The sequence below is a fragment of the Tardiphaga sp. genome, assembly GCF_028290785.1.
Lineage (GTDB): Bacteria > Pseudomonadota > Alphaproteobacteria > Rhizobiales > Xanthobacteraceae > Tardiphaga.
The window spans coordinates 1-22,086 of the sequence record NZ_JAQGJD010000018.1 but is presented as its reverse complement, the minus strand read 5'-3'; the positions used below and the strand labels follow the sequence as shown (position 1 = coordinate 22,086).

Here is a 22,086-nt window from a genome sequence, read left to right as displayed (position 1 = left end):
TGGCGCCGCTGGCGCAGACCAATGTGGAATCGCTGAAGGAGTTCGGCTTCTTCACCTTCGCCAAGGCGGAGGGCAAGAAGCAGCGTTTCCTCGACCCGGTCGATTACTACCTCGAACAGAAAGAGGGCGCGCTGGTGCTGCATTTCACGCTGCCGTTTAAGGCGCCGTTCAAGACCCGGGAGCTGGCGCTGGAGATCTACGACCCGACGTTCTTTGTCGATTTCGCCCTGCAGAAGACCGATCCGATCCGCCTGGTCGGCGCGCCGGTCGCCTGCAAGACGGCGATCCAGCGCCCGAGCGACGGCGTACCCGCCGCGCAAAAGCTCGGCGAGGACAATTTCATGGACGGCGGCGCCAACGCCAACTTCGGCGCCATGTTCGCCAACAAGATCACGGTGGAATGCCCATGAGGTCGGAACGGGCCCTGAGCCACTCTGGCGGAGCCACAAACTCCCGTCATGCCCGGCGTTATGCCGGGCATCCACGTTCGCGCGAAACATCGTGGATGGCCGGGACAAGCCCGGCCATGACGAGCCGAGGGGGCATAGTTCTGTTGTTTGCAGCGCTACTGACCGTTGCCATTCTTGCCGACGCCTCGCTGCATCACGCGCTCGCGCAAAATCCGTTCGGCGCGCCGAAGGCTGCGCCTGACTCCCAGGTCGGCGGTATCGTCGGCTGGCTGCTGACCAAACAATCCGAATTCTATCGCCAGATGTCCGCGACCATCCGCGCCGCCAAAACCGATGGCAGCGCCGTATGGACGCTGCTGGCGATCTCCTTTGCCTACGGCATCTTCCACGCCGCCGGTCCTGGCCACGGCAAGGCGGTGATCTCGTCCTACCTCGTCGCCAACGAGGAGACCGCACGGCGCGGCATCGTGCTGTCGTTCGTCTCGGCGCTGATGCAGGCGCTGGTCGCGGTGCTGCTGGTCGGCATCGGCGCCTGGGTGCTCAACGTCACCGCGAAAACCATGTGCAGCGCCGAGAAGGTGATCGAGATTGCCAGCTATGCACTGATCGCCGCTTTCGGCGCGCGGCTGGTGTGGAGCAAGGGACGCGGCTTCTTGCGCACGCTGCGGCCGTCGCTGCGCGCGCCGACGCCGCAACTGGCGATGGCCCATGCGGCCGCGCAGCATCACGATCATGACCACCATGACCACGGCCATGCCCATGCCGCGCATGCCCATGACGATCACCGCCATGTCCACGACGAGCATTGCGGCCACTCCCATGGCCCGACGCCGGACCAGCTCGCCGGTCCCGGCGGCTGGACGCGCGGGCTGTCGGCGATTTTCGCGGTCGGCATCCGGCCGTGCTCGGGCGCCATCCTGGTGCTGGTGTTCGCGTTGGCGCAGGGCATGTTCTGGGCCGGCATCGCCGCGACCTTCGTGATGGGTCTGGGCACCGCGATTACCGTAGCGACCATCGCGGTCATCGCCGTCTCCGCCAAAGGCCTGGCGCGCCGTATCAGCGGCGGCCGCGACGGCAACGGCGCGCTGATAATGCGTGGGCTGGAGTTCGGCGCCGCCGGCCTGGTGCTGCTGTTCGGCGTCGGCCTGCTGCTCGGCTACGTCGCCACCGAGCGCGTCACCTGTTTCTGATCCCGAGCGCCGGGCGGTTGTCTTGACAACCCCCGGCCAAAGCGCGAAGCCACTGATATCATGACGATTGTCGTTCCCATCGAGAAAGCGCCGCCGGCCGTCGAGAATACGCTGGACCGCGTCGGCGTGCTGCTGGTCAATCTCGGCACGCCGGACAGCGCCGATGCGCGCGGCGTTCGGGTCTATCTGCGCGAGTTCCTGTCGGACAAAAGGGTGATCGAGGACCAGGGCCTGATCTGGAAGCTGGTGCTCAACGGCATCATCCTGACCACCCGGCCGCGGCGCAAGGCCAAGGACTATCTGAAAATCTGGAACACGGAACTCAACGAGTCGCCGCTCAAGACCATCACCCGCGCCCAGTCCGACAGGCTGGCGGCGGCGATGGCCGCTCGCACCCATGTCGTGGTGGATTGGGCGATGCGCTACGGCAATCCGTCGATCCGCTCGCGTATCGCCAAGCTGACCGCGCAAGGCTGCGACCGCATTCTAGTGGTGCCGCTGTATCCGCAATATTCGGCGGCGACCTCCGCCACCGTATGCGACGAAGTATTCCGCGTGCTCGGCGAGATGCGCGCGCAGCCGACGCTGCGGGTGACGCCGCCGTATTTCGACGAGCCGACCTACATCAATGCGCTGGCGGTCTCGATCGAGAGCCATATCGCGACGCTATCCTATGTACCCGAACTCGTAGTGGCCTCGTTCCATGGCATGCCGCAGAAGTACATCGACAAGGGCGATCCCTACCAGGCGCAGTGCATCGCCACCACCGAGGCGCTGCGGCACCGCATGGGACCGAACGCACCGCGGCTGATGCTGACGTTCCAGTCGCGCTTCGGTTTCGACCAATGGCTGAAGCCCTATACCGACAAGACCATCGAGCAACTCGCCAAGGACGGCGTCAAACGCATCGCGGTGGTGATGCCGGGCTTCTCGGCAGATTGCCTGGAGACGCTGGAAGAGATCGCGCAGGAGAATTGCGAGATCTTCATGCACAACGGTGGTGAACAGTTTTCCGCGATCCCGTGTCTCAATGACAGCGATCCCGGCATGGACGTGATCTGCGAACTGGTGCTGCGCGAGCTGCAGGGCTGGATCTAGATTTGATCTGTCATTCCGGGGCACGGGCGGCGCAAGCCGACCGCGAACCCGGAATCCCGGAATGTGACGCGCTGAACATCTCCAGATTCCCCGCCACTCCAATTGGAGTGGCTGAGGTTCGCTCGCAGCTGGGGCTGCTCCCGCCCCGGAATGACGGTGTATCGACAACGCTCGCTTTTCCCCGCGTCGAACCATAAAATCAACCTCGGCGACCTATCTAAACGCGGCGCAGCCGCATGCGATTCCGCTGGGAGAATTTGATGACCGGTTTCGATATTTTCGCCATTGCGCTTGTCGTACTGATCATTCTCACGCTGTTTGCCGGCGTCAAAACCGTGCCGCAGGGTTACGACTGGACCATCGAGCGATTCGGCAAATTCACCCGAACGCTGTCGCCGGGCCTCAACATCATCATTCCGTATTTCGATCGCGTCGGCCGCAAGGTCAACATGATGGAGCAGGTGATCTCGATCCCCGAGCAGGAGGTCATCACCAAGGACAACGCCACCGTCACCGTCGATGGCGTCGCGTTCTACCAGGTGTTCGATGCCGCCAAGGCCAGCTACGAGGTGTCCGACCTCAACCAGGCGATTATCGTGCTGACCATGACCAACATCCGTTCGGTGATGGGCGCGATGGACCTCGACCAGGTGCTGTCGCATCGCGACGAGATCAACGAGCGGCTGCTGCGCGTGGTCGATGCGGCGGTGTCGCCGTGGGGCCTCAAGGTCAACCGCATCGAGATCAAGGACATCGTGCCGCCCGCCGACCTCGTCGAGGCGATGGGCCGGCAGATGAAGGCCGAGCGCGTCAAGCGCGCCGACATTTTGCAGGCCGAAGGCCAGCGGCAGTCGGAGATTCTGCGAGCCGAGGGCGCCAAGCAGGGCCAGATCCTGCAGGCCGAAGGCCGCCGCGAGGCGGCGTTCCTCGACGCCGAAGCGCGCGAGCGCGCGGCCGAAGCGGAAGCCAAGGCGACGCAGATGGTGTCCGACGCCATCGCCAGCGGCGACGTCGCCGCGCTGAACTACTTTATTGCCGACAAGTACATCAAGGCGTTCGGACAGATCGCCGATTCGCCGAACCAGAAGATCATCATGCTGCCGATCGAGGCGATGGGCGTGCTGGGCTCGCTGGCCGGAATCGGCGAGATAGCGAAGGCAACCTTTGGCGAGAGCGCGGCCTCGGCGCAGGCGGCAGCGCGGCGTTCCTCGGTGCCATCAGCCGGGCCGACGCCGCCCTTCACGCCGAGGACCTGACCATGGCCGACATGTTCGTCACGCTGGGCACCTGGAACTGGCTGATCGTCGGCGTGTTGCTGATGGGGCTGGAATTGCTGGCACCCGGCGTCTTCATGTTCTGGCTCGGGCTGGCGGCGTTTCTCGTCGGCCTGCTGTCGTTTGTCGTCACCCCGTCGTGGCAACTGCAACTGTTGCTGTTCGCGGCGTTCGCCGCCGCCGCCGTGCCGATCTGGCGACGCGTCGCCCGGCAGAAGCCCGGGACCAATCCGAACCCGTTCCTCAACAAGCGCTCCGACGCGCTGGTCGGCCGGGTCTGCACGCTGGAGAAACCGATCGTCGACGGCGAAGGCATCGTGCGGATCGACGATACGGTCTGGCGCGTCGCCGGGCCGGATACGCCGGCCGGCAGCAAGGTGAAGATCGTGCAGGCGGATGGGGCGAGTCTGACGGTGGCGGCGGTTTAACTCTCGCCGTCATTGCGAGGAGCCCTTGCGACGAAGCAATCCAGTTCTTCGGCGATTGCGGCTTTCTGGATTGCCGCGTCGCTTCGCTAAGGGGAAAGCCGATTGGCTTTCCCTGACCTCGCCATGACGGCTGAGAGGACGAAGTTACGCCACGCCCGCTCTCAGCAGATCGTGCAGATGCACGATGCCGATCGGCTTCCGCGCATCGGTCACCAGCAGCGCGGTGATCTTCGCCGAGTTCAGCATTTCCAGTGCCTCGCCGGCGAGCAGGTCGCGGCTGATGGTCTTGGGATTTTTCGTCATCACGTCATCGACCGCAACGGTCATCAAATCGGCGCGCATGTGGCGGCGGAGGTCGCCGTCGGTGACGATGCCGACCACGTGGCCGTTCGCGTCAATGATGCCGACGCAGCCAAAACCCTTCGAGGACATTTCCACCAGCGCATCCGACATCTTGGTGCCCACGGGCTTCAGCGGCACGGCGTCCCCGGCGTGCATCAGGTCGCGGGTGTATTTCAGCATCGCGCCGAGCTTGCCGCCCGGATGCAAAACCGAAAAATCCACCGAGGTGAAGCCACGGCCTTCGAGCAGCGCGATAGACAGCGCGTCGCCCAGCGCCAGCATCATCAGCGAGGAGGTGGTGGGGGCGAGATTGTGCGGGCAGGCCTCGCGCGCCTTTGGCAGCGTCAGCGCCACGTCGGCGGCCTGCGCCAGCGTCGAACCGGCGTCGGAGGTCATGGCGATGACGCCGATCTTGAAGCGCTTGGCGTAGGTGATGAGGTTCTTCATCTCCGGCTGCTCGCCGGACCACGACAGCGCCAGGATGACGTCGTCGGCGGTGATCATGCCGAGGTCGCCATGGCTGGCTTCCGCAGCGTGGACGAAAAAGGCCGGCGTCCCGGTGGAGGCGAAGGTGGCGGCGATCTTGCGGCCGATATGGCCGGACTTGCCGAGCCCGGTGATGATCAGCCGGCCGCGCGCCCTGAGGATCAGTTCGGCGGCGGCGGCGAAGGCCATGCCGAGCGCATCGGACTGCAGCGCGGCGGACAGTGCAATGACGCCGCTGGCTTCGGCTTCGAGCGTCCGCAGCGCCGAGGCGATCGCTTCACGGGCCTGGTCGGTCATCTCTGCTTTCGCTGCCGCCGTCGCTGAGGTGGAAACTGCCATGCGTTTGAAATCCCGGTGGTAAATCCTGCCGTCTTCTTACCACGGACGCCGCCCGGACGCGAAACCCGACCGCCGCAAATCTCAACGCCACATTAACCATAAGCGTTTTAACTCTCTTAACCATAACCGCCTGCGCGCGCCTGACAACGTCGCCGGCCTTTCGATTAAGATACTGTTTTGTTTGGAGTTTTTATATCGTGAGGAGAGGTCCCGCTCTGGGCCGTCGCCACTGCGCAGGGATCGTTTCCGCGCTGACGGCCGGCCTGTGGCTGATCCTGGTGCCTCTCGATCCGGCCGCCGGCCAGGCGCTGACCTCCGACCTACTGCGTCCGGTGCCTGGCGGCTTCGTGACGCCGCAAAACCTGCCGACCCGCCGCACCCCCGACCTGCCCGCCGAGCCCACCGACGCACTGCGCACCAGCGCCATCGCGCCGTCGCGGATCGGCCAATCGATCATCTATGGCAACCCGTCGGCCTATGGCGCCTCGGAGAGCGGCTTCGATTCGCTGAACCGCCGCCGCAAGGTTCGAAAGCCCTATCCCGGCGCATTCAAGCCGAAGCCATCGCCCGGGCCCGGCAGTCCGCCGCCGATCGTGCCGACGCCGCCCTTGAGCATTCCGCCATCGTCCAAGGCCAACAAGCCGCCGGTGTCGGCGTCGGTCGCCGGCACCGTGCTCGGCCAGCCGCCGCGCAAGCGGCTGAAGCCGGATCTCGATCCATATGGTCCCACCGGTTTCTATGTCGGCAGCTTTCTGGTCAAGGGCGCGGTCGAGCTGAACGGCGGTTACAACAACAACCCGGCGCGCTTCGTGCAGCCGAAGGGCGCCTCGTTCTACCAGATCGCGCCGGAGCTGCTGGCGGCCTCCGACTGGTCGCGGCATTCGTTGATCGTCGATCTCAGAGGCTCGTTCACCGGCTACGACAAGACGTTCCCGGCCGCGCCGCTGCAGATTTCGCCGGCACCGGTCAATATCGACCGTGCCGAATTCAACGGCCGCGTGATCGGCCGGATCGACGCCAACAGTGACACCCGCATCAATACCGAAGCGCGCATGCGGGTCGGTGCCGACAATCCCGGCAGCCCGAACATCCAGGCCGGCCTGCAGGAATACCCGCTGTTCACCACCATCGGCGGCACGCTCGGCATCGAGCAGGATTTCAACCGGCTACAGCTCAAGCTCGATGGCCTGGCCGACCGCACCGTCTATCAGGATTCCAAACTCACCGACGGCACCTCGACCAGCAATATCGACCGCAACTACAACCAGTTTGGCGGCGTCGGCCGCGCCAGTTACGAAGTGCTGCCGGGGCTGCGACCGTTCGCCGAGATCCAGGGCGACACCCGCATCCACGACGTCGCGGCCGACCGCTTCGGCTATCTCAGGGATTCCAACGGCGGCTACATCAAGGCCGGCACCACCTTCGAGTTCACTCGGCTGCTGACCGGCGAAGCCTCGATCGGCTACGCCGCGCGCAGCTACCAGGACTCGCGGCTCGAAGTGCTGAAGGGCCTGCTGACGTCGGCGTCGCTGGTGTGGGCGGCAACGCCGCTGACCACCGCGCGCTTTGTCTCGACGACCTCGATCGACGAGACCACGGTACCCGGCGTGCCCGGTGTTCTGACGCGCACCTATACGTTCCAGGTCGACCACGACTTCCGCCGCTGGCTCACGGCCATCGGCAAGTTCACCTATGGCACGCAGGAATATCAGGAAAGTTTCCGCTTCGACAAAATCTATTCGCTGCAGGGCGACCTGGTGTACAAGCTCAACCGCGAGATTCAGATCAAGGCGCAGGTCCGCCGCGACATCCTGGAATCCAATTCGCCCGGCGCCAGCACGGCCTCGACAGTGGTGATGCTCGGGGTCAGGTTGCAGAGGTAGCGTTCCCCGGGCGCGATGCCACACGAAGTGTTGCTTCGCAGAACCGGGGTTCCGCTTTTACAAGCAGATACCGAGATCCCGGCTCTGCGTAGCGGCATGAAGAATGCCGCAGCGCGTCCGGGAAACGGAGCGCCTTCTGGGTCTCACTCACTTTTCGACCGCCGCGACGGCACTCTCTCCGCTCCTGCGAGCCCGAGCTCTGCGCAAATCTCAGACCCACTTCCGCACGGACTTCGACGTCTTCTTCCGGAACTTGACGCCTGAGCCGTCCGGCAGTCGCGTTGCGATATATCCCGCGGCGATGCAGGCCTCGCGTTGCGGCATCTTTTCGTCGGGCGCGCGTTCGGTTTCCCACCACGAGGCGCGATGCGAGGCGCGCGGCAGCGCGTCGTCGAGAATCTCCTCGATCGCATCCATGCTGAGCACGAATTCGTCCAGCGTCTGTTTGCTCAAATGTTCACGCAGCAGGTCGTAGTCGGGCACGTGTGGTCCTCGGATCGGTGGTGGTGGGGCCCGTCATACAAGCATGGGCGGCGCGGGGCCAGCGCGGAGGCGTGATGGCGCTGAGGCGGGTGCAGCTCTCCACCTGGCGACGTTTCGCTTCGCGCGGGGAGATAGGAAGAAGCCCGGCGACGCCGTCGGCGCTACCCCCGCACCGGTAGGCGCAAATTTGGCCGTTTCGTCAACCCGCCATTAACGGCGTGTGGAACCCGCTCTCGGCACTTAAGCGCTCGGCAAGCATTCCCGTGCGAACCATCGTGCACAGGAGCAGGAAATGCGAGCGGGGAAAGCAGGAACGGGAATTCGACGCTGGCCGCTATCGGCGCGGCTGCTGGTTCTGTCGTCGCTGGTGACCATCCTGGGCTTCTCGGCGGTGTGCGGCAGCGTCATGCTCGACATGCGCCGCGGCGAGGAGGTGCTCGCGCGGCAGAGCAGCGAAAACCTCGCCACCACCATCGATGCCGATATCGGCCGCACCGTCGAACTCTATGATCTGTCGTTGCGCGCGGTGGTGACCGGCATCATGACCCCGGAGATCGGCCAGCTCAGCAAGGAGATGCGGCAGCTGATCCTGTTCGACAATGCCGCCACGGCCAGCCATTTCGGACCCATCCAGGTGTTCAATGCGCACGGCGATCTCACGGTCGATGCGGCGTCCCTCAATCCTGCCCCGCTGAACAAGAGTGACGAGGATTTTTTCAAGGTTCACGTTCGCGACGGCGAGCGCGGGTTGTACATCAGCCGGCCGACGCTGCACCGCGGCGCCTATTCCATCGTGCTGAGCCGCCGCATCACCGACTCCGACGGCAACTTCGCCGGCGCGGTGGTAGGTTCGATCCGGTTCTCCTATTTTCACGATCTGTTCGGCCGGTTGCGACTCGCGCCGGGCGACACCATCACCGTGTTCCGTCGCGACGGCATGGTCATCATGCGCACGCCGTTCGATATCGAGATGATCGGCACCAGCGCCAAGGACAGCCCGGTGATGCGCGCGGTGGGTGGTCTCGCCGACGGCACCTATTCGGGCTTCGGCGGCCTGGACAACGTCAACCGGCTCTACGTCTGGCGCGACAGCAGCCGACCGCTGGTGGTGATCGTCGGCAAGCCCTGGGAGGGCATCTACAGCCAGTGGCGGAAGCAGGCCATCCGGATTGGCGGCATTGTGCTGGGATTGATCCTGTTCATCACGGCGGGGACGCTGTTCTTGGTCCGGGAAATCGCCCGCCGTGCCCGCGCCGAAAGCCGGCTGGAAGAACTTTCGACAACTGACGCGCTGACAGGGCTACGCAACCGTCGCAAGTTCGATATCGATATCGAGCAGGAATGGCGCCGCGCCATCCGGCAATCGCGACCGTTGGCGGTATTGCTGATCGATGCCGACCATTTCAAGATGTTCAACGATACCTACGGTCATCAGCCCGGCGACCAGGCGCTGATGTCGATCGCCGATTGCATTGGCGGTTCGGTCAACCGCGCCGGGGACTGCGCGGCGCGCTACGGCGGCGAGGAATTCGCCGTACTGCTGCCGGGGACCTCCGCCGAAGATGCGCTGGTCGTCGCCGAGAGAATCCGCCTGCGGGTCGAGCAATTGCCGGCCGAACCGGGCAAGCTAACGGTGAGCATCGGCATTGCCAGCCTGACACCGCTGGTGACGATGGAGTACACCGGACTGGTGGAAGCCGCCGACAAGGCGCTGTACGCCGCAAAGGCCGCAGGCCGAAACCGGTCGGTGATTGCCGCCGCGCCATACCTGTTGATGGCAGCATAGCTGCCTTCGCGATTGGCAGCGTGCTGACCCTGCGCTCCTTCTCCCGCAAAGTGCGGGGCGAGGTAAGAACCGGGCCTCGCGCTATTTTTCCAGATACCGCAGCATTTCGGCACGCAGCCCGTCGCGCAGATCGTCGCGCTGCATCGCATAAGCGATATTGGCACGCAGGAAGCCCGGCTTCGAGCCGCAGTCATGCCGCTCGCCCTCGAATTCCACGCCGTAGAATTTCTGGCTTTTCGCTAGCTTGATCATGCCGTCGGTCAATTGGATTTCGCCGCCGGCGCCGCGCTCCTGGGTTTCCAGGATCTTGAAAATCTCCGGCTGCAGGATGTAGCGCCCGGTGATCGACAGGTTGGAGGGCGAGGTGCCCTGCGGCGGCTTTTCCACCATGCCGTCGATGGTGAAGGCATTGGCCCGCGACGCGTGGCGTTCGCCGACGCCGCAGATGCCGTATTGATGGGTCAGCTCCGTCGGAACTTCCTCGACGGCCACCAGATTCGACTTGTCGCCGAGTTCATTGGCGATATCGATCATCTGTTTCAAGCAGCCCGGCGAATTCAGTACCAGTTCGTCCGGCAGTACCACGGCGAAGGGTTCATTGCCGACAAGCTCACGCGCGCACCACACTGCGTGTCCAAGGCCGAGCGGTGCCTGCTGACGGGTGAAGCTGGTTTCCCCCGCGTCCGGCTGAAAGCGCGCCAGTTCGGCGATCTCCTTGGCCTTGTTGCGGCTCTTCAGGCTTTCGTCGAGCTCGAACATCCTGTCGAAATGGTCCTCGATCACGCCCTTGTTGCGGCCGGTGACAAAGATGAAATGCTCGATACCCGCCTCCCGGGCCTCATCGACCACATATTGAATCAGCGGTCGATCAACGATGGTCAGCATTTCCTTCGGCATGGCCTTGGTGGCAGGCAGCACCCGGGTGCCGAGGCCAGCGACCGGAAAAACGGCTTTACGGATTTTCATCAGGGGGACTTTGCAATCATCTTGAAGGGAAACGAAACGTGCATGCAAACGTAGATTGCCCGATGCAGTTCCCTTTGCAACCGGGAACAACGGCGGATGTGGGGCGGACACGTGGTGGTTTGGCTCAACCTTTCACCGCGCGGCCACGCAAATCGCGCTAATCTTAAGCCGATGGAAACCCTGACCGGGCCTGTTGTGGCGGTCGGTGGGCAGGATTTTTTGGGATGAGAATGCTTCGGAATTTGATCGCCGGATGGCGGCACGGCAAGCGTAGCACGGTCGCGCTAGGTGCCCTGGCGCTGCTCGGCGTTTGCACCGTACCGGCCGCGCAGGCGCAGAATGGCGGTCCGTTCAGCCTGTTTGACAACATGTTCAAGCGCGCGGCGCCGGCGCAGGATTCCGTCCCCACTCCGGTCGCGCCGGGCGGCGTGCAGCCGTGGAGCGGCGAGGACGGCGCCTCCGGCCATCCGCTGATGACGGCGCAGGCGATTCGCGACGCCGCCAACAATTTCGACAACTGCCTGGCCGGGATGTGGCCGGATGCCGCACGGCGTGGCATCTCGCAGGAAAGCTACCAGCGCTTCACCGCCGGGCTGACGCCGGATCTACGGATCATGGACCTGATGGATTCGCAGCCGGAATTTACCAAGTCGATCTGGGACTACCTCGACATCCTGGTCAACGACACCCGCCTGGCCAAAGGTCGCGAGGTGCTGGCCAAGTACAAGACCATCTTCGACGCGGCCGAAAAGGCTTACGGCGTCGATCGCTATATCGTCGCGTCGATCTGGGGGATCGAATCCAACTATTCGACCCAGATGGGCGACCGCAACGTGCTGCGTTCCACCGCGACATTGGCCTGCGTCGGCCGCCGCCAGGGTTACTTCAAGGACGAATTCCTGGTGGCGCTGGAGATCCTGCATCGCGGCGACTTGCGGCCGGAGCAGATGCGCGGCTCCTGGGCCGGCGCGTTCGGCCCGACCCAGTTCATGCCCACCGCCTTCAAGCGCTTTGCCGTGGACGGCGACGGCGACGGTCGCCGCGATGTGGTCGACAACCCCACCGACCTGATCTTCTCCACCGCCAACAACCTCAAGAAAGACGGCTGGCAGAGCGGCCAGAGCTGGGGCTACGAGGTCGTGCTGCCCAAGGGTTTCAACTACATGCTGGCTGACAAGGCCAAGGCGATGGTGCTGCCGCAATGGGAGCATCTTGGCCTCACGCGCGCCAATGGCCAGCCGTTTCCGAAGCTGGCTGACAAGGCCTACCTGCTAGCGCCCGCCGGCGCCGACGGCCCGGGCTTCCTGATGCTGCAGAATTTTCGCGTCATCATGAAGTACAATCCGGCCGAGGCCTATGCCATGGCGATTGGCCATTTCGCCGACCGGCTGCGCGGCGGCCCGCCCTTCGTGCAACCGTGGCCGCGCCAGGAGCGCGTGCTGTCGCGCGCCGAACGGCTTGAGCTGCAGCAGTTGCTGGTGCAGCGCGGCTTCTACAAGGGAACGCCCGATGGCCAACTTGGCGGCCAGACCCGCGAAGCTCTGCGCGGCTTCCAGGCCTCGATCGGCACGGCCGCGGACGGGTTCGCGTCGTCGGAAGTGCTGGAGAGACTGCGCGGGAGATAATTGTCGGCAGGTAGCCACACACGCTTGACAAGTGTAGTTCACGAGGCGCACCATATTACCATGATCGCTCGCGCCGCCCATCGCAACGCCAAAGACCGTGCCTGTTCACGGGGCGGGGATTTGCGCGCGCGATAGATCGAAACGCCCGAACATATCCACCATGGCCCCGCCGGTTTCGACGGGGCTTTTTTGTGCGTCTCCGCCGCCCGCCCAGACAGGAGACACGCCTATGATTGCCCCTTCCGGACCGCCCAGCGGTCTGTGGTTGCCCCTTGTCACGCCGTTTCGCGATGGCTCGATCGATGAAGTATCGTTGCGCCGGCTGCTTCGCCACTATGCCGGCCAACCCGTCGATGGCCTGATTCTCGCCGCCACCACCGGTGAAGGAATGACGCTTGACGACGACGAGGTCGAACAACTCGTGATGGTCACGGCGCAGGCGTTGCAGCAAGGCAGCGTGCCGCGCCCGCTCTATCTCGGCCTGTCCGGCAGCGACACCCGCCGGTTGGTTGCGGCGCTGGCGCGAACCGCCGACTGGCCGATCGACGGCTATCTGATCGCGAGCCCCTACTACTCGCGGCCGTCGCAGCGCGGCCTGCTGCAGCATTTCGGCGCGTTGGCCGACAGCACCGCGCGGCCGATCATGCTCTACAACATTCCCTACCGCACCGGGGTCAATCTCGATACCGCGACGATCCTGCGGCTGGCCGAACATCCCAACATCGTCGGCATCAAGGATTGCTCGGCTGACACGCTGCAGTCGGTGGAATTGCTGCACCGGCGGTCGCGCGACTTCGCCGTGCTGACCGGCGAGGACACCTTCTTCTACGGCGCTTTGATCCGCGGCAGCGATGGCGGCATTCTGGCATCGGCGCATGTCCACACCCGGGACTTCGCCGCGTTGCGGCCTACCATCCTGTCTGGCGACGCGCTGCGCGCCTCGATGCAATGGCGAGAGTTGTCGGACATCGCGCGGCTGCTGTTTGCCGAACCGTCTCCGGCGCCATTGAAGCACTGGCTGTGGCGCTGCGGGCTGATCGACAGTCCGGAGGTGCGGTTGCCGATGACGGCCATCGACGGCGCGTTGGCGATAGCGATCGACCGACGCATCGCGCGGTCCACGACGGAGGCGTAGAACCTGCGTCGGTGCCGCATAGCGATGATCGCTTGTCGCGCGATCGTCGCTATTCCGCCGCCTGCTGCGCGACCGTCGGCGCATCGCCGGCCACGGTGGCGCGCCGCATGTCGCGGGGCTGCGACTGGTCGTAGCGGCGGACGCGGTGCATGGTCTGGCGGTTGTCCCACATGATCAGGTCGTGCTGGGTCCACCGGTGGACGTAGACGAAGGCGGGTTGCGTGGCGTGTTCGGTGAGGTCGCGCAGCAGCACGCGGGCTTCCGGCACACTCATGCCCTGGATCGCGCCGGCGTGCGAGGACAGGTACAGCGACTTGCGGCCATGCGCCGGATGGGTGCGCACCAGCCGCTGCAGCACCGGCTTGAACATCTGCTTCTCCTCCTCGGTATAGTCGAGGAAGCCGAGCGCGCCGCGCGAGGTCATCAGCGAGTGCTCGCAGATCATGTCCTCGATCTCGGCCTTCGTGTCGTCATCAAGCGCGTCATAGGCCGCGCGCATGTCGGCGAATTCGGTGTTGCCACCTTTCGGATTCACGATGCGCGCCGACAGCAGCGAGAACTTCGCGGGGATCGGCCGAAACGACGAGTCGGAATGCCACAGGCAGTTGCCGAGGTTGAAGAGATGGACACGATTATCGCGCGGCAGCGGCTTGCCGTCTGGCCCGAGGTTCGAGACGTCATTGACCCCCGTGGTCAGCCGCGCATCCGCCGCCTTGGCGACGCTGCCGCCGTGCGGGTCTTCGCGTTCGCCAAAGTTCATCGCGAAAGCCAGTTGTTGCTCGTCGGTGATGTCCTGCTTCGGAAACAACAGCACCGCGTAGTCGTCCATCGCGGATTCGATCGCCGCGGCGTCGTCGCGGCTGAGCGGCTTGGTCAGGTCAATGCCGGTGACTTCACCGACGAACAGGGGATGCAGCTTGCGAATATTCAGAGACATCGGCGTTCCTCTGCAGAATGGTTGATGCATCCAATTGCGGCTTCCTGATCCCGGGCCGCGACGGAAGGCTCTGCCTGTGCAAAATTGTTGTCAACGAGCACTGCGGCAAAGCGCGTTTGTCGGCGTATTACCGGGAACCTGGAGCGGCCTGAGCGGTTACTCAGCCTGAGAATTCTCTCACGGAGTAACTGACATGGATAAGGACCGTTTCGCTGGCGCCGCCAAGGATGCTGCAGGCAAGGTTGAAGGCGCTATTGGCAACCTGACCGGCGATGCCAAGACCGAAGCTTCGGGCCGCGCCCGTGAGGCATCGGGGACCGTGCAGAACCTGTATGGCCAGGCCAAGGACGCCGTGCGCGATGCTTCCGAGGCCGCTGTGAGCTACGCCAAGGATGCGGCCGACAGTGACCTCTATCGCGATGGCGCGCAGGCCGTCACCAAGCAGGTTCGTGACAATCCGCTCGGCGCGCTGCTGGTCGCCGGCGGTATCGGCTTTGCGCTGGCGATGCTGCTGTCGCGCCCGGCGCCCCGTCGCCGTCCAAACCGCTGGGGCTACTGAGCCATTCGCCGACAAATGTCGGCCGGATCCAATCCCTCGTCCTGCCAGGACGGGGGATTTTTTTGCGCGACGAAGCTACCGCGTGAAAAAGCCGGGGGCGGAGGCCGAGGGGCCGACGTTGCCGGGCGGGCGGGGCCCGGGCGGCGTGCGTGGGCGGACAGGCTGCGGCGCCGGCTGGCGGCGCGGCTCGTCGAAGCCGAACAGGCCGCCGAACGCGGAGGGCTGCTCGGTGGCGACCACCGGCTTCGGCTTCTTCGGCTTGGGCGGGGCGACGGGAGCCATCACGGGCGCGATGCCGTCGGTCGCGCCCGCGGGCGTGACCGACGCCACCGGGACCTCGCCGCGGGCCTGTTCGCGGCCGACTTCACGGCGCGGCCAGGCGAAATCGTCGGCGCGGCCGGCCGGCGCCGCCAGCGGCTCGCCTTTCACCAGCGTGCGCGACGCCAAAGCATCGACGGCGATCGGACGCACCCCGGGTCCGCCGAGCAACTGGTCGGTACCGACGGAGGAGGCCACCAGCGGCACGATCGGTCCGGCCAGCGGGCGCGGCGGCGGCGCGCCGGGCACGGCGCTGGCATCGGGCGTCGCCGGTTCGCTCGGCAGTGCCACCGGGCCGGAGCGGGCCGCCATCAGCCGGGTGATCTCGCGCTCGACATAATGCGCCAGTTTTCGCGCGCCGGCTTTGGTGAAGTAGACGCCGTCATAGGAACGCAGCCGGCGAATCTGGCCCTCGAAGTCCGGGCCCTGCTGCAGGAAGCGGCCGCCTTCATCCACGAAGCCGTCCCAGACGTCCACATAGGTGATCCCCGCCTTGCCGGCGGCGTCGCGGTACAGGTTGTTGAGGAACAGCATGTCCGAGGTCGCCCTGGTGCCGCGCACCGCGGGCAGCCCGACCCACAGCACCGGCACGCCCTTGGCCTTCAGGATGCCGATCATCTCCTCGATCTTGCGGCTGTAGAGCTCGACCCAGCGATCGTCGCGAAAGTCCACCGAACCGCCGGCGGCCGAACGCGATCCCTTTTCCGGGGTGGCGATCGAGCCGGGATCGGCGACGTCGAGATCGTCGTCGTCGGGCTTGTCACCGGGCTTGGCGCTATCGGCGGTGCCGTCCGGCTTGATCTTGCCTTTCTTGTCGGCCTTGTCCGGTTCGCGGATCGCGACGCGGTCGTTGAGGCCGAGCATCACCACGATGGCATCGGGCTTTTCTGTTGCGAGAATGCCCTTGGCCGCCGCGGCCCAGTCGGCCGGATCGCCCTTCGGCTGGTAGCGCAGCAGCCCGGAGACGGTCTTGTGCTTGCGGACCACGCCCATGTCGGGCTGTTCGGAATAGGCGTCCTCGAGGCCGTAAGCGAGCCAGTCGGCCATGGAATCGCCGAGCACCAGCACGTTGCGCTCGGGCGTCCCGTCGCGCTTCTCGGGCGGTGGCGCCTTGGAATAATCCTCGCGCGGCGGCGCCTGGCGCTTCGGCGCCTGCTGCTGGAACGGGGCGAAGAACGGGCTGTTGTCGTTGCCGCCGAACCAGCCGAAACCGCCGCCGCCCCCTCCGCCATTGCCGACCCCGCGCTGCGGGCGCGGCGGCGGTTGCGGCGGACCGCCGAAATTGAAGAATTGCGCGGAGGCCGGCGCCACGATGCCGAACAGCAGCACCCCCGCCAGCGCGATCAGCGCGCCGTGGCGGGAGAACCAGGAGGAGTTCGGCTTCTGTGACATGCGCCTCGACCGCAATCGAAAGGAGAAATCGACCATAGCCTACACCCGGATTCGGGCCGCAAGCGGGCAGATTTCGGCCATCAAGCGCCCGCCGCGGGCGGCGTCAAGGGATTATGGCAGCAATTTGCGACAGGGTTAGCGGCCTGCGGCGGAGGGCAAGGAAGTCCCGCTTCACCGACGGAACATCGCCCGCCTAATCCTCCAGCTGCGCCTTGTAGTCATCCAGCACGCCTTGCACGCGGTAGCAGCTCGTGGGGTCGGCGGCGAACGGGGCCCAGCGTTTCAGCTCGACCACGTAGAGTTCGGAATCCTTCTGGCCGCGGGCGTAGCCGGATTGCAGGTGGGTCCGGTCGGAGGCGGAAAGGTAGGCGTTCAGCGCCTTCATCAGCGCGTCGGTCTGGCCGGGCGTGATCAGGTTGGCCTTCTCGCATTGCGCGGCGGCGGCGAAGAACGAGCCGGCGCTGATGGCGACGCTACGGGGCATCGCAGCGGCGGGCAGGATCGACAGGCCGAACAGCGAGACGCTGGCGACCAGGCGCCGCATCATACGGGCGATCGACGGAACTGGAACAGGCGACATGGGTACCGGAGAATAGGAGGAGTTGTTCGCAGCATTGGTGCCGCAGCATTCCTGCTTTTCTGTGATCGCGCGACGATGCGCGCGATTTGTCCACATGCACTTTGTCGGGTCCGCGACGGCTGAGATTCCGTAGCGCGTATCAGTCGCCACGGGTCGTCCCCGCGAAAGCGGGGACCCCTACGCCGTGCCGAAATGATGGTTAGAAAAGTTTCCGCGATGGAAGGGGCGCCCGTGCCAAACTCCAGCGACGGTGGTTATGGGTCCCCGCTTTCGCGGGGACGACAACCATGAACGCTGTGACTCGCTTACTTCGGCAGCGTGGTGCTGCCCATCAGGAACTGGTCGATCGCCCGGGCGCAGAGGCGGCCTTCGCGGATCGCCCATACCACCAGCGACTGGCCGCGGCGCATGTCGCCGGCGGAGAACACTTTTGGCAGCGACGTGGCGAAGTCGGTGAGCGGGGCGCGGACGTTGCCGCGCTGGTCGAGATCGACGCCGAGCGTCTTCAGCATGCCGTCATGGACCGGATGCACGAAGCCCATCGCCAGCAACACCAGATCGGCCGGCAGTTCGAACTCGCTGCCCGGGATCGGCTTGAACTTGTCATCGACCTGCACGCAGTTGAGCTTGCTGACGCGGCCGTCGATGCCGGTGAAGCTCTGGGTCAGCACGGCGAATTCGCGGCGCGCGCCTTCCGCCTGGCTCGACGAAGTCCGCATTTTCAGCGGCCAGTTCGGCCAGGACAGGCCCTTGTTCTCATGCTCCGGCGGCGCCGGCATGATTTCGAGCTGGGTCACCGACAGCGCGCCCTGGCGGAACGAGGTGCCGATGCAGTCGGAGCCGGTATCGCCGCCCCCGATCACCACCACGTGCTTGCCGCCGGCGAGGATGTCGCTGACGTCGCCGAGCGGCTCGTCGCTGACGCGGCGATTTTGCTGCGGCAGGAAATCCATGGCGAAATGGATGCCCTTGAGGTCGCGGCCGGGGATCGGCAGGTCGCGGCCGGCCTCGGCGCCGCCGGTGAGCGCAACGGCCTCATAGCTCTTCAGTAATTCGGCCGGATCGACGGCCCCGGGGGCGCTGCCGCCGACCGGGCTGTTGTAGTGGAAGGTGACGCCCTCAGCTTCCATCTGCGCGACGCGGCGGTCGATGACGTGCTTTTCCATCTTGAAGTCGGGAATGCCGTAGCGCATCAGGCCGCCGGCCTTGGCGAACTTCTCGTAGACGTGGACGTCATGGCCGGCACGCGCGAGCTGCTGCGCGCAGGCGAGGCCCGCGGGGCCGGAGCCGACCACGGCGATCTTGCGGCCGGTCTTCACCGGCGCGATTTCCGGCTTCAGCCAGCCATTGTCCCAGGCGCGATCGACGATGGCGCATTCGATGGTCTTGATGGTCACCGGGTTGTCGTCGATGTTCAGCGTGCACGACGCCTCGCACGGCGCCGGGCAGATGCGGCCGGTGATCTCCGGGAAATTGTTGGTGGAGTGCAGGTTGCGCGAGGCCTCCTCCCAGTTGCCGTTGTAGACGAGGTCGTTCCAGTCCGGGATCTGGTTGTTGACCGGGCAGCCGGGCGTGCCGGGCTCAACCGAGCCGGTGCCGTGGCAATAGGGAATGCCGCAATTCATGCAGCGCGCGGCCTGGTCCTTGGTGTCCTTCTCGCTCAGCGGAATGACGAATTCGCCATAGCCCTTGAGGCGCTCGGACACCGGCGCGTACTTGCGATCGTGACGATCGATTTCGAGAAAACCCGTAATCTTACCCATCTAGACTAACTTCCCCGCAACTTGTCTCGTCCCGTCATCCTGAGGAGTGCGCGCTCTTGCGCGCGCCTCGAAGGATGAATGTTCAACTCCTGTGTTCAACCATCCGTCGCCCTTCGAGGCCGGCGCTGCGCGCCGGCACCTCTGGGTGACGGGTTTCGAGTATTACGCCCCGATCGCGATCTGCGGCTCGGCACCGGCATTGGCTTTCAATTCCTTCAGCGCGCGACGGTACTCCATCGGCATCACCTTGCGGAATTTCGGCAGCCAGGTCTTCCAGTCGGCGAGGATCATCGCTGCCTTCTTCGAGCCGGCATATTTGGCGTGGCGCGTGATCAGCACGTGAAGGCGCTCGACGTCCGAGGCCAGCAGGTCGGCGAACACGTCAACCTTGCCGTGGGCCTCGAGATCGCCGGACTGGTGATAGCTGTTCTCGGCGACCATCTCTTCCGAGAGCACCGGCTCGAGTTCGACCATCGCCATGTTGCACAGCTTCGGAAACTCGCCGTCCTCGTCGAGCACGTAGGCGACGCCGCCGGACATGCCGGCCGCGAAGTTGCGCCCGGTCTTGCCGAGTACCACGACGATGCCGCCGGTCATGTATTCGCAGCAATGGTCGCCGGCGCCCTCGACGACGGCCACCGCACCGGAGTTGCGCACGGCGAAGCGTTCGCCGGCGACGCCGCGGAAGTAGCACTCACCCTCGATCGCGCCGTACATCACGGTGTTGCCGACGATGATCGATTCTTCCGGCACGATGCTGGAATGCGCCGGCGGCCGCACGATGATCTTGCCGCCGGACAGGCCCTTGCCGACATAGTCGTTGGCTTCGCCTTCGAGATCGAAGGTGATGCCGCGCGCCAGCCATGCGCCATAGGCCTGGCCTGCGGTGCCCTTCATCGACACCTTGATGGTGTCGTCGGGCAGGCCGGCATTGCCGTAGATCTTGGCGATGGTGCCGGACAGCATGGCGCCGGCGGACCGGTTGGTGCTGTTGATGGCGATGTCGATCTTCACCGGCGCGCCGCGATCGATGGCGGGCTGCGCCTGCGCAATCAACTCGCGGTCGAGCACGGCTTCCAGGTGATGGTCCTGGGTCTCCGAGTGATAGATCTTCTGGCCGGGCAGTTCGGGCTGGCGCACGAACAGCTTGGAGAAGTCGAGACCCTTGGCCTTCCAGTGCGAGACCAGCGCGCTCTGGTCGAGCATCTGCACCTGGCCGATCATCTCGTCGAAGCTGCGGTAGCCGAGACCGGCCATGATCTCGCGGACTTCCTCGGCGACGAAGAAGAAGTAGTTGATGACGTGCTCGGGCTGGCCGGTGAAGCGCTTGCGCAGCACCGGATCCTGCGTCGCGACGCCGACCGGGCAGGTGTTGAGATGGCACTTGCGCATCATGATGCAGCCGGCCGCGATCAGCGGCGCGGTGGCGAAGCCGAATTCATCGGCGCCGAGCAACGCGCCGATCACGACGTCGCGGCCGGTGCGGAAGCCGCCATCGACCTGCACGACGATGCGGCTGCGCAGCCGCTCGCGCACCAGCGTCTGGTGGGTTTCGGCGAGGCCGATTTCCCACGGGCTGCCGGCATGCTTGATCGAGGTCAGCGGCGAGGCGCCAGTGCCGCCTTCGAAGCCGGCGATGGTGACGTGGTCGGCGCGCGCTTTCGCGACGCCGGCGGCCACGGTGCCGACGCCGATTTCCGACACCAGCTTGACCGAGACCTGGCCTGTCGGATTGACGTTCTTGAGGTCGTAGATCAGCTGCGCGATGTCTTCGATCGAATAGATGTCGTGATGCGGCGGCGGCGAGATCAGGCCGACGCCGGGTGTGGAGTGTCTGACAGCCGCGATGGTCGCATCGACCTTGTGGCCGGGCAACTGGCCGCCTTCGCCGGGCTTGGCGCCCTGCGCCATCTTGATCTGCATCATGTCGGAATTGACGAGATATTCCGTGGTGACGCCGAACCGGCCCGAAGCGACCTGCTTGATCGCCGAACGCATGCTGTCGCCGTTGGCCATCGGCTTGTAGCGATCCGATTCCTCGCCGCCTTCGCCGGTGTTCGACTTGCCGCCGATCCGGTTCATGGCGATCGCCAGCGTGGTGTGCGCCTCGCGCGAGATCGAGCCGTAGGACATCGCACCGGTCGCAAAGCGCTTGACGATGTCGGCGGCCGATTCGACCTCCTCGAGCGGCACCGGCTTGCGCTTTTCGTCCTCGGCGGTCTTGATCTTGAACAGGCCGCGCAGCGTCAGCAGCCGCTCCGACTGCTCGTTGAGAAGCTTGGCGAACGCCTTGTAGCGATCCAGCGAGTTGCCGCGCGCGGCGTGCTGCAGCAGCGACACGGATTCGGCGTTCCAAGCATGGTCCTCGCCGCGGCTGCGGTAGGCGTATTCGCCGCCAACATCGAGCGCGGTCTTGTAGATCTGGATGTCGCCAAACGCCTCGGTGTGGCGGCGCACGGTTTCTTCGGCGATCTCGGGCAGGCCGACGCCTTCGATCTTGGTGTGGGTGCCGGTGAAATACTTGGCGACGAAGTCCGCCTTCAGGCCGACGGCGTCGAAGATCTGCGCGCCGCAATAGGACTGGTAGGTCGAGATGCCCATCTTGGACATCACCTTCAACAGGCCCTTGCCGATCGACTTGATGTAGCGCTTGACGATTTCGTAATCGTCGAGCGAGCCCGGCAGGCGATCCTTCATCGCGATGATGGTCTCGAACGCCAGATAGGGATTGATCGCTTCGGCGCCGTAGCCGGCCAGGCAGGCGAAGTGATGCACCTCGCGCGGCTCGCCGGACTCGACAACAATGCCGACCGAGGTCCGCAGGCCGGTGCGGATCAGATGATGATGCACGGCGGCGCAGGCCAGCAGCGACGGGATCGGAATGCGGTCCGAGCCGGCCATGCGGTCCGAGAGGATGATGATGTTAACGCCTTCGCGCACGGCGCCTTCGGCGCGCGCGCACAATTCATCCAGCACCTGCTCCAGACCCGACGCGCCGAAGCCGGCGTGGAAGGTGGTGTCGAGCGTGCGCGAGACGAAATGCGATTCCGCGACGTCCGTGATCGAGCGGATCTTTTCCAGATCGCCGTCGG

18 protein-coding genes are annotated in these 22,086 nt (G+C 65.1%); 10 read left to right on the top strand and 8 right to left on the bottom strand.

What is annotated here, in order from left to right; genetic code table 11:
- The 5 genes from JWR89_RS01255 to JWR89_RS01235 form a co-directional block, all read left to right on the top strand.
- Positions 1-410: DUF1007 family protein (locus JWR89_RS01255; protein WP_299710738.1), on the top strand; the 410-nt coding region annotated here is incomplete at its 5' end.
- 116 nt (positions 411-526) lie between these two features.
- A complete protein-coding gene (locus JWR89_RS01250) occupies positions 527-1,600 on the top strand; it encodes a nickel/cobalt transporter (RefSeq protein WP_299710736.1) in 1,074 nt (357 codons plus the stop codon).
- Between the two features lie 60 nt (positions 1,601-1,660).
- Complete coding sequence (hemH, locus tag JWR89_RS01245) at positions 1,661-2,698, top strand: ferrochelatase (protein ID WP_299710734.1); 1,038 nt, start codon at positions 1,661-1,663, stop codon at positions 2,696-2,698.
- A gap of 260 nt (positions 2,699-2,958) precedes the next feature.
- Positions 2,959-3,954: an SPFH domain-containing protein gene (locus JWR89_RS01240; RefSeq protein WP_299710732.1), complete on the top strand. Its 996-nt coding sequence runs from the start codon at positions 2,959-2,961 to the stop codon at positions 3,952-3,954.
- Between the two features lie 2 nt (positions 3,955-3,956).
- The gene (locus tag JWR89_RS01235; protein WP_299710729.1) at positions 3,957-4,400 is read left to right on the top strand and encodes an NfeD family protein; all 444 of its coding nucleotides are present in this window, start codon (positions 3,957-3,959) and stop codon (positions 4,398-4,400) included.
- A gap of 144 nt (positions 4,401-4,544) precedes the next feature.
- Here the strand turns inward: JWR89_RS01235 and JWR89_RS01230 are convergent, their stop codons facing one another.
- Positions 4,545-5,567: a KpsF/GutQ family sugar-phosphate isomerase gene (locus JWR89_RS01230; RefSeq protein ID WP_299710726.1), complete on the bottom strand. Its 1,023-nt coding sequence runs from the start codon at positions 5,565-5,567 to the stop codon at positions 4,545-4,547.
- 197 nt (positions 5,568-5,764) lie between these two features.
- Here JWR89_RS01230 and JWR89_RS01225 point away from each other — a divergent pair, with 197 nt between their 5' ends.
- Entirely contained in the window at positions 5,765-7,450 is a 1,686-nt protein-coding gene (locus JWR89_RS01225; RefSeq protein ID WP_299710723.1) for an outer membrane beta-barrel protein, read from the top strand.
- A 210-nt stretch (positions 7,451-7,660) separates the two neighbouring features.
- Here JWR89_RS01225 and JWR89_RS01220 read toward each other — a convergent pair whose 3' ends face one another.
- Positions 7,661-7,933, bottom strand: a complete 273-nt coding sequence (locus JWR89_RS01220) for a hypothetical protein (protein WP_299710720.1) — start codon at positions 7,931-7,933, stop codon at positions 7,661-7,663.
- 292 nt (positions 7,934-8,225) lie between these two features.
- Between JWR89_RS01220 and JWR89_RS01215 the strand changes: the two genes are divergently transcribed.
- Complete coding sequence (locus JWR89_RS01215; protein WP_299710717.1) at positions 8,226-9,719, top strand: sensor domain-containing diguanylate cyclase; 1,494 nt, start codon at positions 8,226-8,228, stop codon at positions 9,717-9,719.
- Positions 9,720-9,800: 81 nt separating this feature from the next.
- Here the strand turns inward: JWR89_RS01215 and galU are convergent, their stop codons facing one another.
- Positions 9,801-10,685 (bottom strand): UTP--glucose-1-phosphate uridylyltransferase GalU, encoded by an 885-nt coding sequence (gene galU / locus JWR89_RS01210; RefSeq protein WP_299710714.1) that lies wholly within the window; start codon positions 10,683-10,685, stop codon positions 9,801-9,803.
- A gap of 230 nt (positions 10,686-10,915) precedes the next feature.
- Here galU and JWR89_RS01205 point away from each other — a divergent pair, with 230 nt between their 5' ends.
- Positions 10,916-12,310: a lytic murein transglycosylase gene (locus tag JWR89_RS01205; protein ID WP_299710740.1), complete on the top strand. Its 1,395-nt coding sequence runs from the start codon at positions 10,916-10,918 to the stop codon at positions 12,308-12,310.
- A gap of 229 nt (positions 12,311-12,539) precedes the next feature.
- Positions 12,540-13,445: a 4-hydroxy-tetrahydrodipicolinate synthase gene (gene dapA / locus JWR89_RS01200; protein WP_299710711.1), complete on the top strand. Its 906-nt coding sequence runs from the start codon at positions 12,540-12,542 to the stop codon at positions 13,443-13,445.
- 49 nt (positions 13,446-13,494) lie between these two features.
- Here the strand turns inward: dapA and JWR89_RS01195 are convergent, their stop codons facing one another.
- A complete protein-coding gene (locus tag JWR89_RS01195) occupies positions 13,495-14,382 on the bottom strand; it encodes a TauD/TfdA family dioxygenase (RefSeq protein WP_299710708.1) in 888 nt (295 codons plus the stop codon).
- 193 nt (positions 14,383-14,575) lie between these two features.
- On the opposite strand from JWR89_RS01195, the gene JWR89_RS01190 reads away from it, so the two are divergent.
- Complete coding sequence (locus tag JWR89_RS01190; protein ID WP_299710705.1) at positions 14,576-14,941, top strand: CsbD family protein; 366 nt, start codon at positions 14,576-14,578, stop codon at positions 14,939-14,941.
- A gap of 75 nt (positions 14,942-15,016) precedes the next feature.
- Here the strand turns inward: JWR89_RS01190 and JWR89_RS01185 are convergent, their stop codons facing one another.
- From JWR89_RS01185 to gltB, 4 genes are all read right to left on the bottom strand, one after another.
- Complete coding sequence (locus JWR89_RS01185) at positions 15,017-16,651, bottom strand: SGNH family hydrolase (RefSeq protein ID WP_299710702.1); 1,635 nt, start codon at positions 16,649-16,651, stop codon at positions 15,017-15,019.
- Positions 16,652-16,844: 193 nt separating this feature from the next.
- Positions 16,845-17,198, bottom strand: a complete 354-nt coding sequence (locus JWR89_RS01180) for a hypothetical protein (RefSeq protein WP_299710699.1) — start codon at positions 17,196-17,198, stop codon at positions 16,845-16,847.
- Positions 17,199-17,536: 338 nt separating this feature from the next.
- Complete coding sequence (locus JWR89_RS01175) at positions 17,537-18,994, bottom strand: glutamate synthase subunit beta (protein WP_299710697.1); 1,458 nt, start codon at positions 18,992-18,994, stop codon at positions 17,537-17,539.
- 162 nt (positions 18,995-19,156) lie between these two features.
- On the bottom strand, positions 19,157-22,086 hold a 2,930-nt coding region (gene gltB / locus JWR89_RS01170; RefSeq protein WP_299710694.1), incomplete at its 5' end, for a glutamate synthase large subunit.

Excerpts from the sequence above, each read along its gene's own strand:
- JWR89_RS01250 (WP_299710736.1), top strand. The coding sequence starts at position 527 with ATGACGAGCCGAGGGGGCATAGTTCTGTTGTTTGCAGCGCTACTGACC.
- hemH (WP_299710734.1), top strand. The coding sequence starts at position 1,661 with ATGACGATTGTCGTTCCCATCGAGAAAGCGCCGCCGGCCGTCGAGAAT.
- JWR89_RS01240 (WP_299710732.1), top strand. The coding sequence starts at position 2,959 with ATGACCGGTTTCGATATTTTCGCCATTGCGCTTGTCGTACTGATCATT.
- JWR89_RS01235 (WP_299710729.1), top strand. The coding sequence starts at position 3,957 with ATGGCCGACATGTTCGTCACGCTGGGCACCTGGAACTGGCTGATCGTC.
- JWR89_RS01230 (WP_299710726.1), bottom strand. The coding sequence starts at position 5,567 with ATGGCAGTTTCCACCTCAGCGACGGCGGCAGCGAAAGCAGAGATGACC.
- JWR89_RS01215 (WP_299710717.1), top strand. The coding sequence starts at position 8,226 with ATGCGAGCGGGGAAAGCAGGAACGGGAATTCGACGCTGGCCGCTATCG.
- galU (WP_299710714.1), bottom strand. The coding sequence starts at position 10,685 with ATGAAAATCCGTAAAGCCGTTTTTCCGGTCGCTGGCCTCGGCACCCGG.
- JWR89_RS01205 (WP_299710740.1), top strand. The coding sequence starts at position 10,916 with ATGCTTCGGAATTTGATCGCCGGATGGCGGCACGGCAAGCGTAGCACG.
- dapA (WP_299710711.1), top strand. The coding sequence starts at position 12,540 with ATGATTGCCCCTTCCGGACCGCCCAGCGGTCTGTGGTTGCCCCTTGTC.
- JWR89_RS01195 (WP_299710708.1), bottom strand. The coding sequence starts at position 14,382 with ATGTCTCTGAATATTCGCAAGCTGCATCCCCTGTTCGTCGGTGAAGTC.
- JWR89_RS01190 (WP_299710705.1), top strand. The coding sequence starts at position 14,576 with ATGGATAAGGACCGTTTCGCTGGCGCCGCCAAGGATGCTGCAGGCAAG.
- JWR89_RS01185 (WP_299710702.1), bottom strand. The coding sequence starts at position 16,651 with ATGTCACAGAAGCCGAACTCCTCCTGGTTCTCCCGCCACGGCGCGCTG.
- JWR89_RS01180 (WP_299710699.1), bottom strand. The coding sequence starts at position 17,198 with ATGATGCGGCGCCTGGTCGCCAGCGTCTCGCTGTTCGGCCTGTCGATC.
- JWR89_RS01175 (WP_299710697.1), bottom strand. The coding sequence starts at position 18,994 with ATGGGTAAGATTACGGGTTTTCTCGAAATCGATCGTCACGATCGCAAG.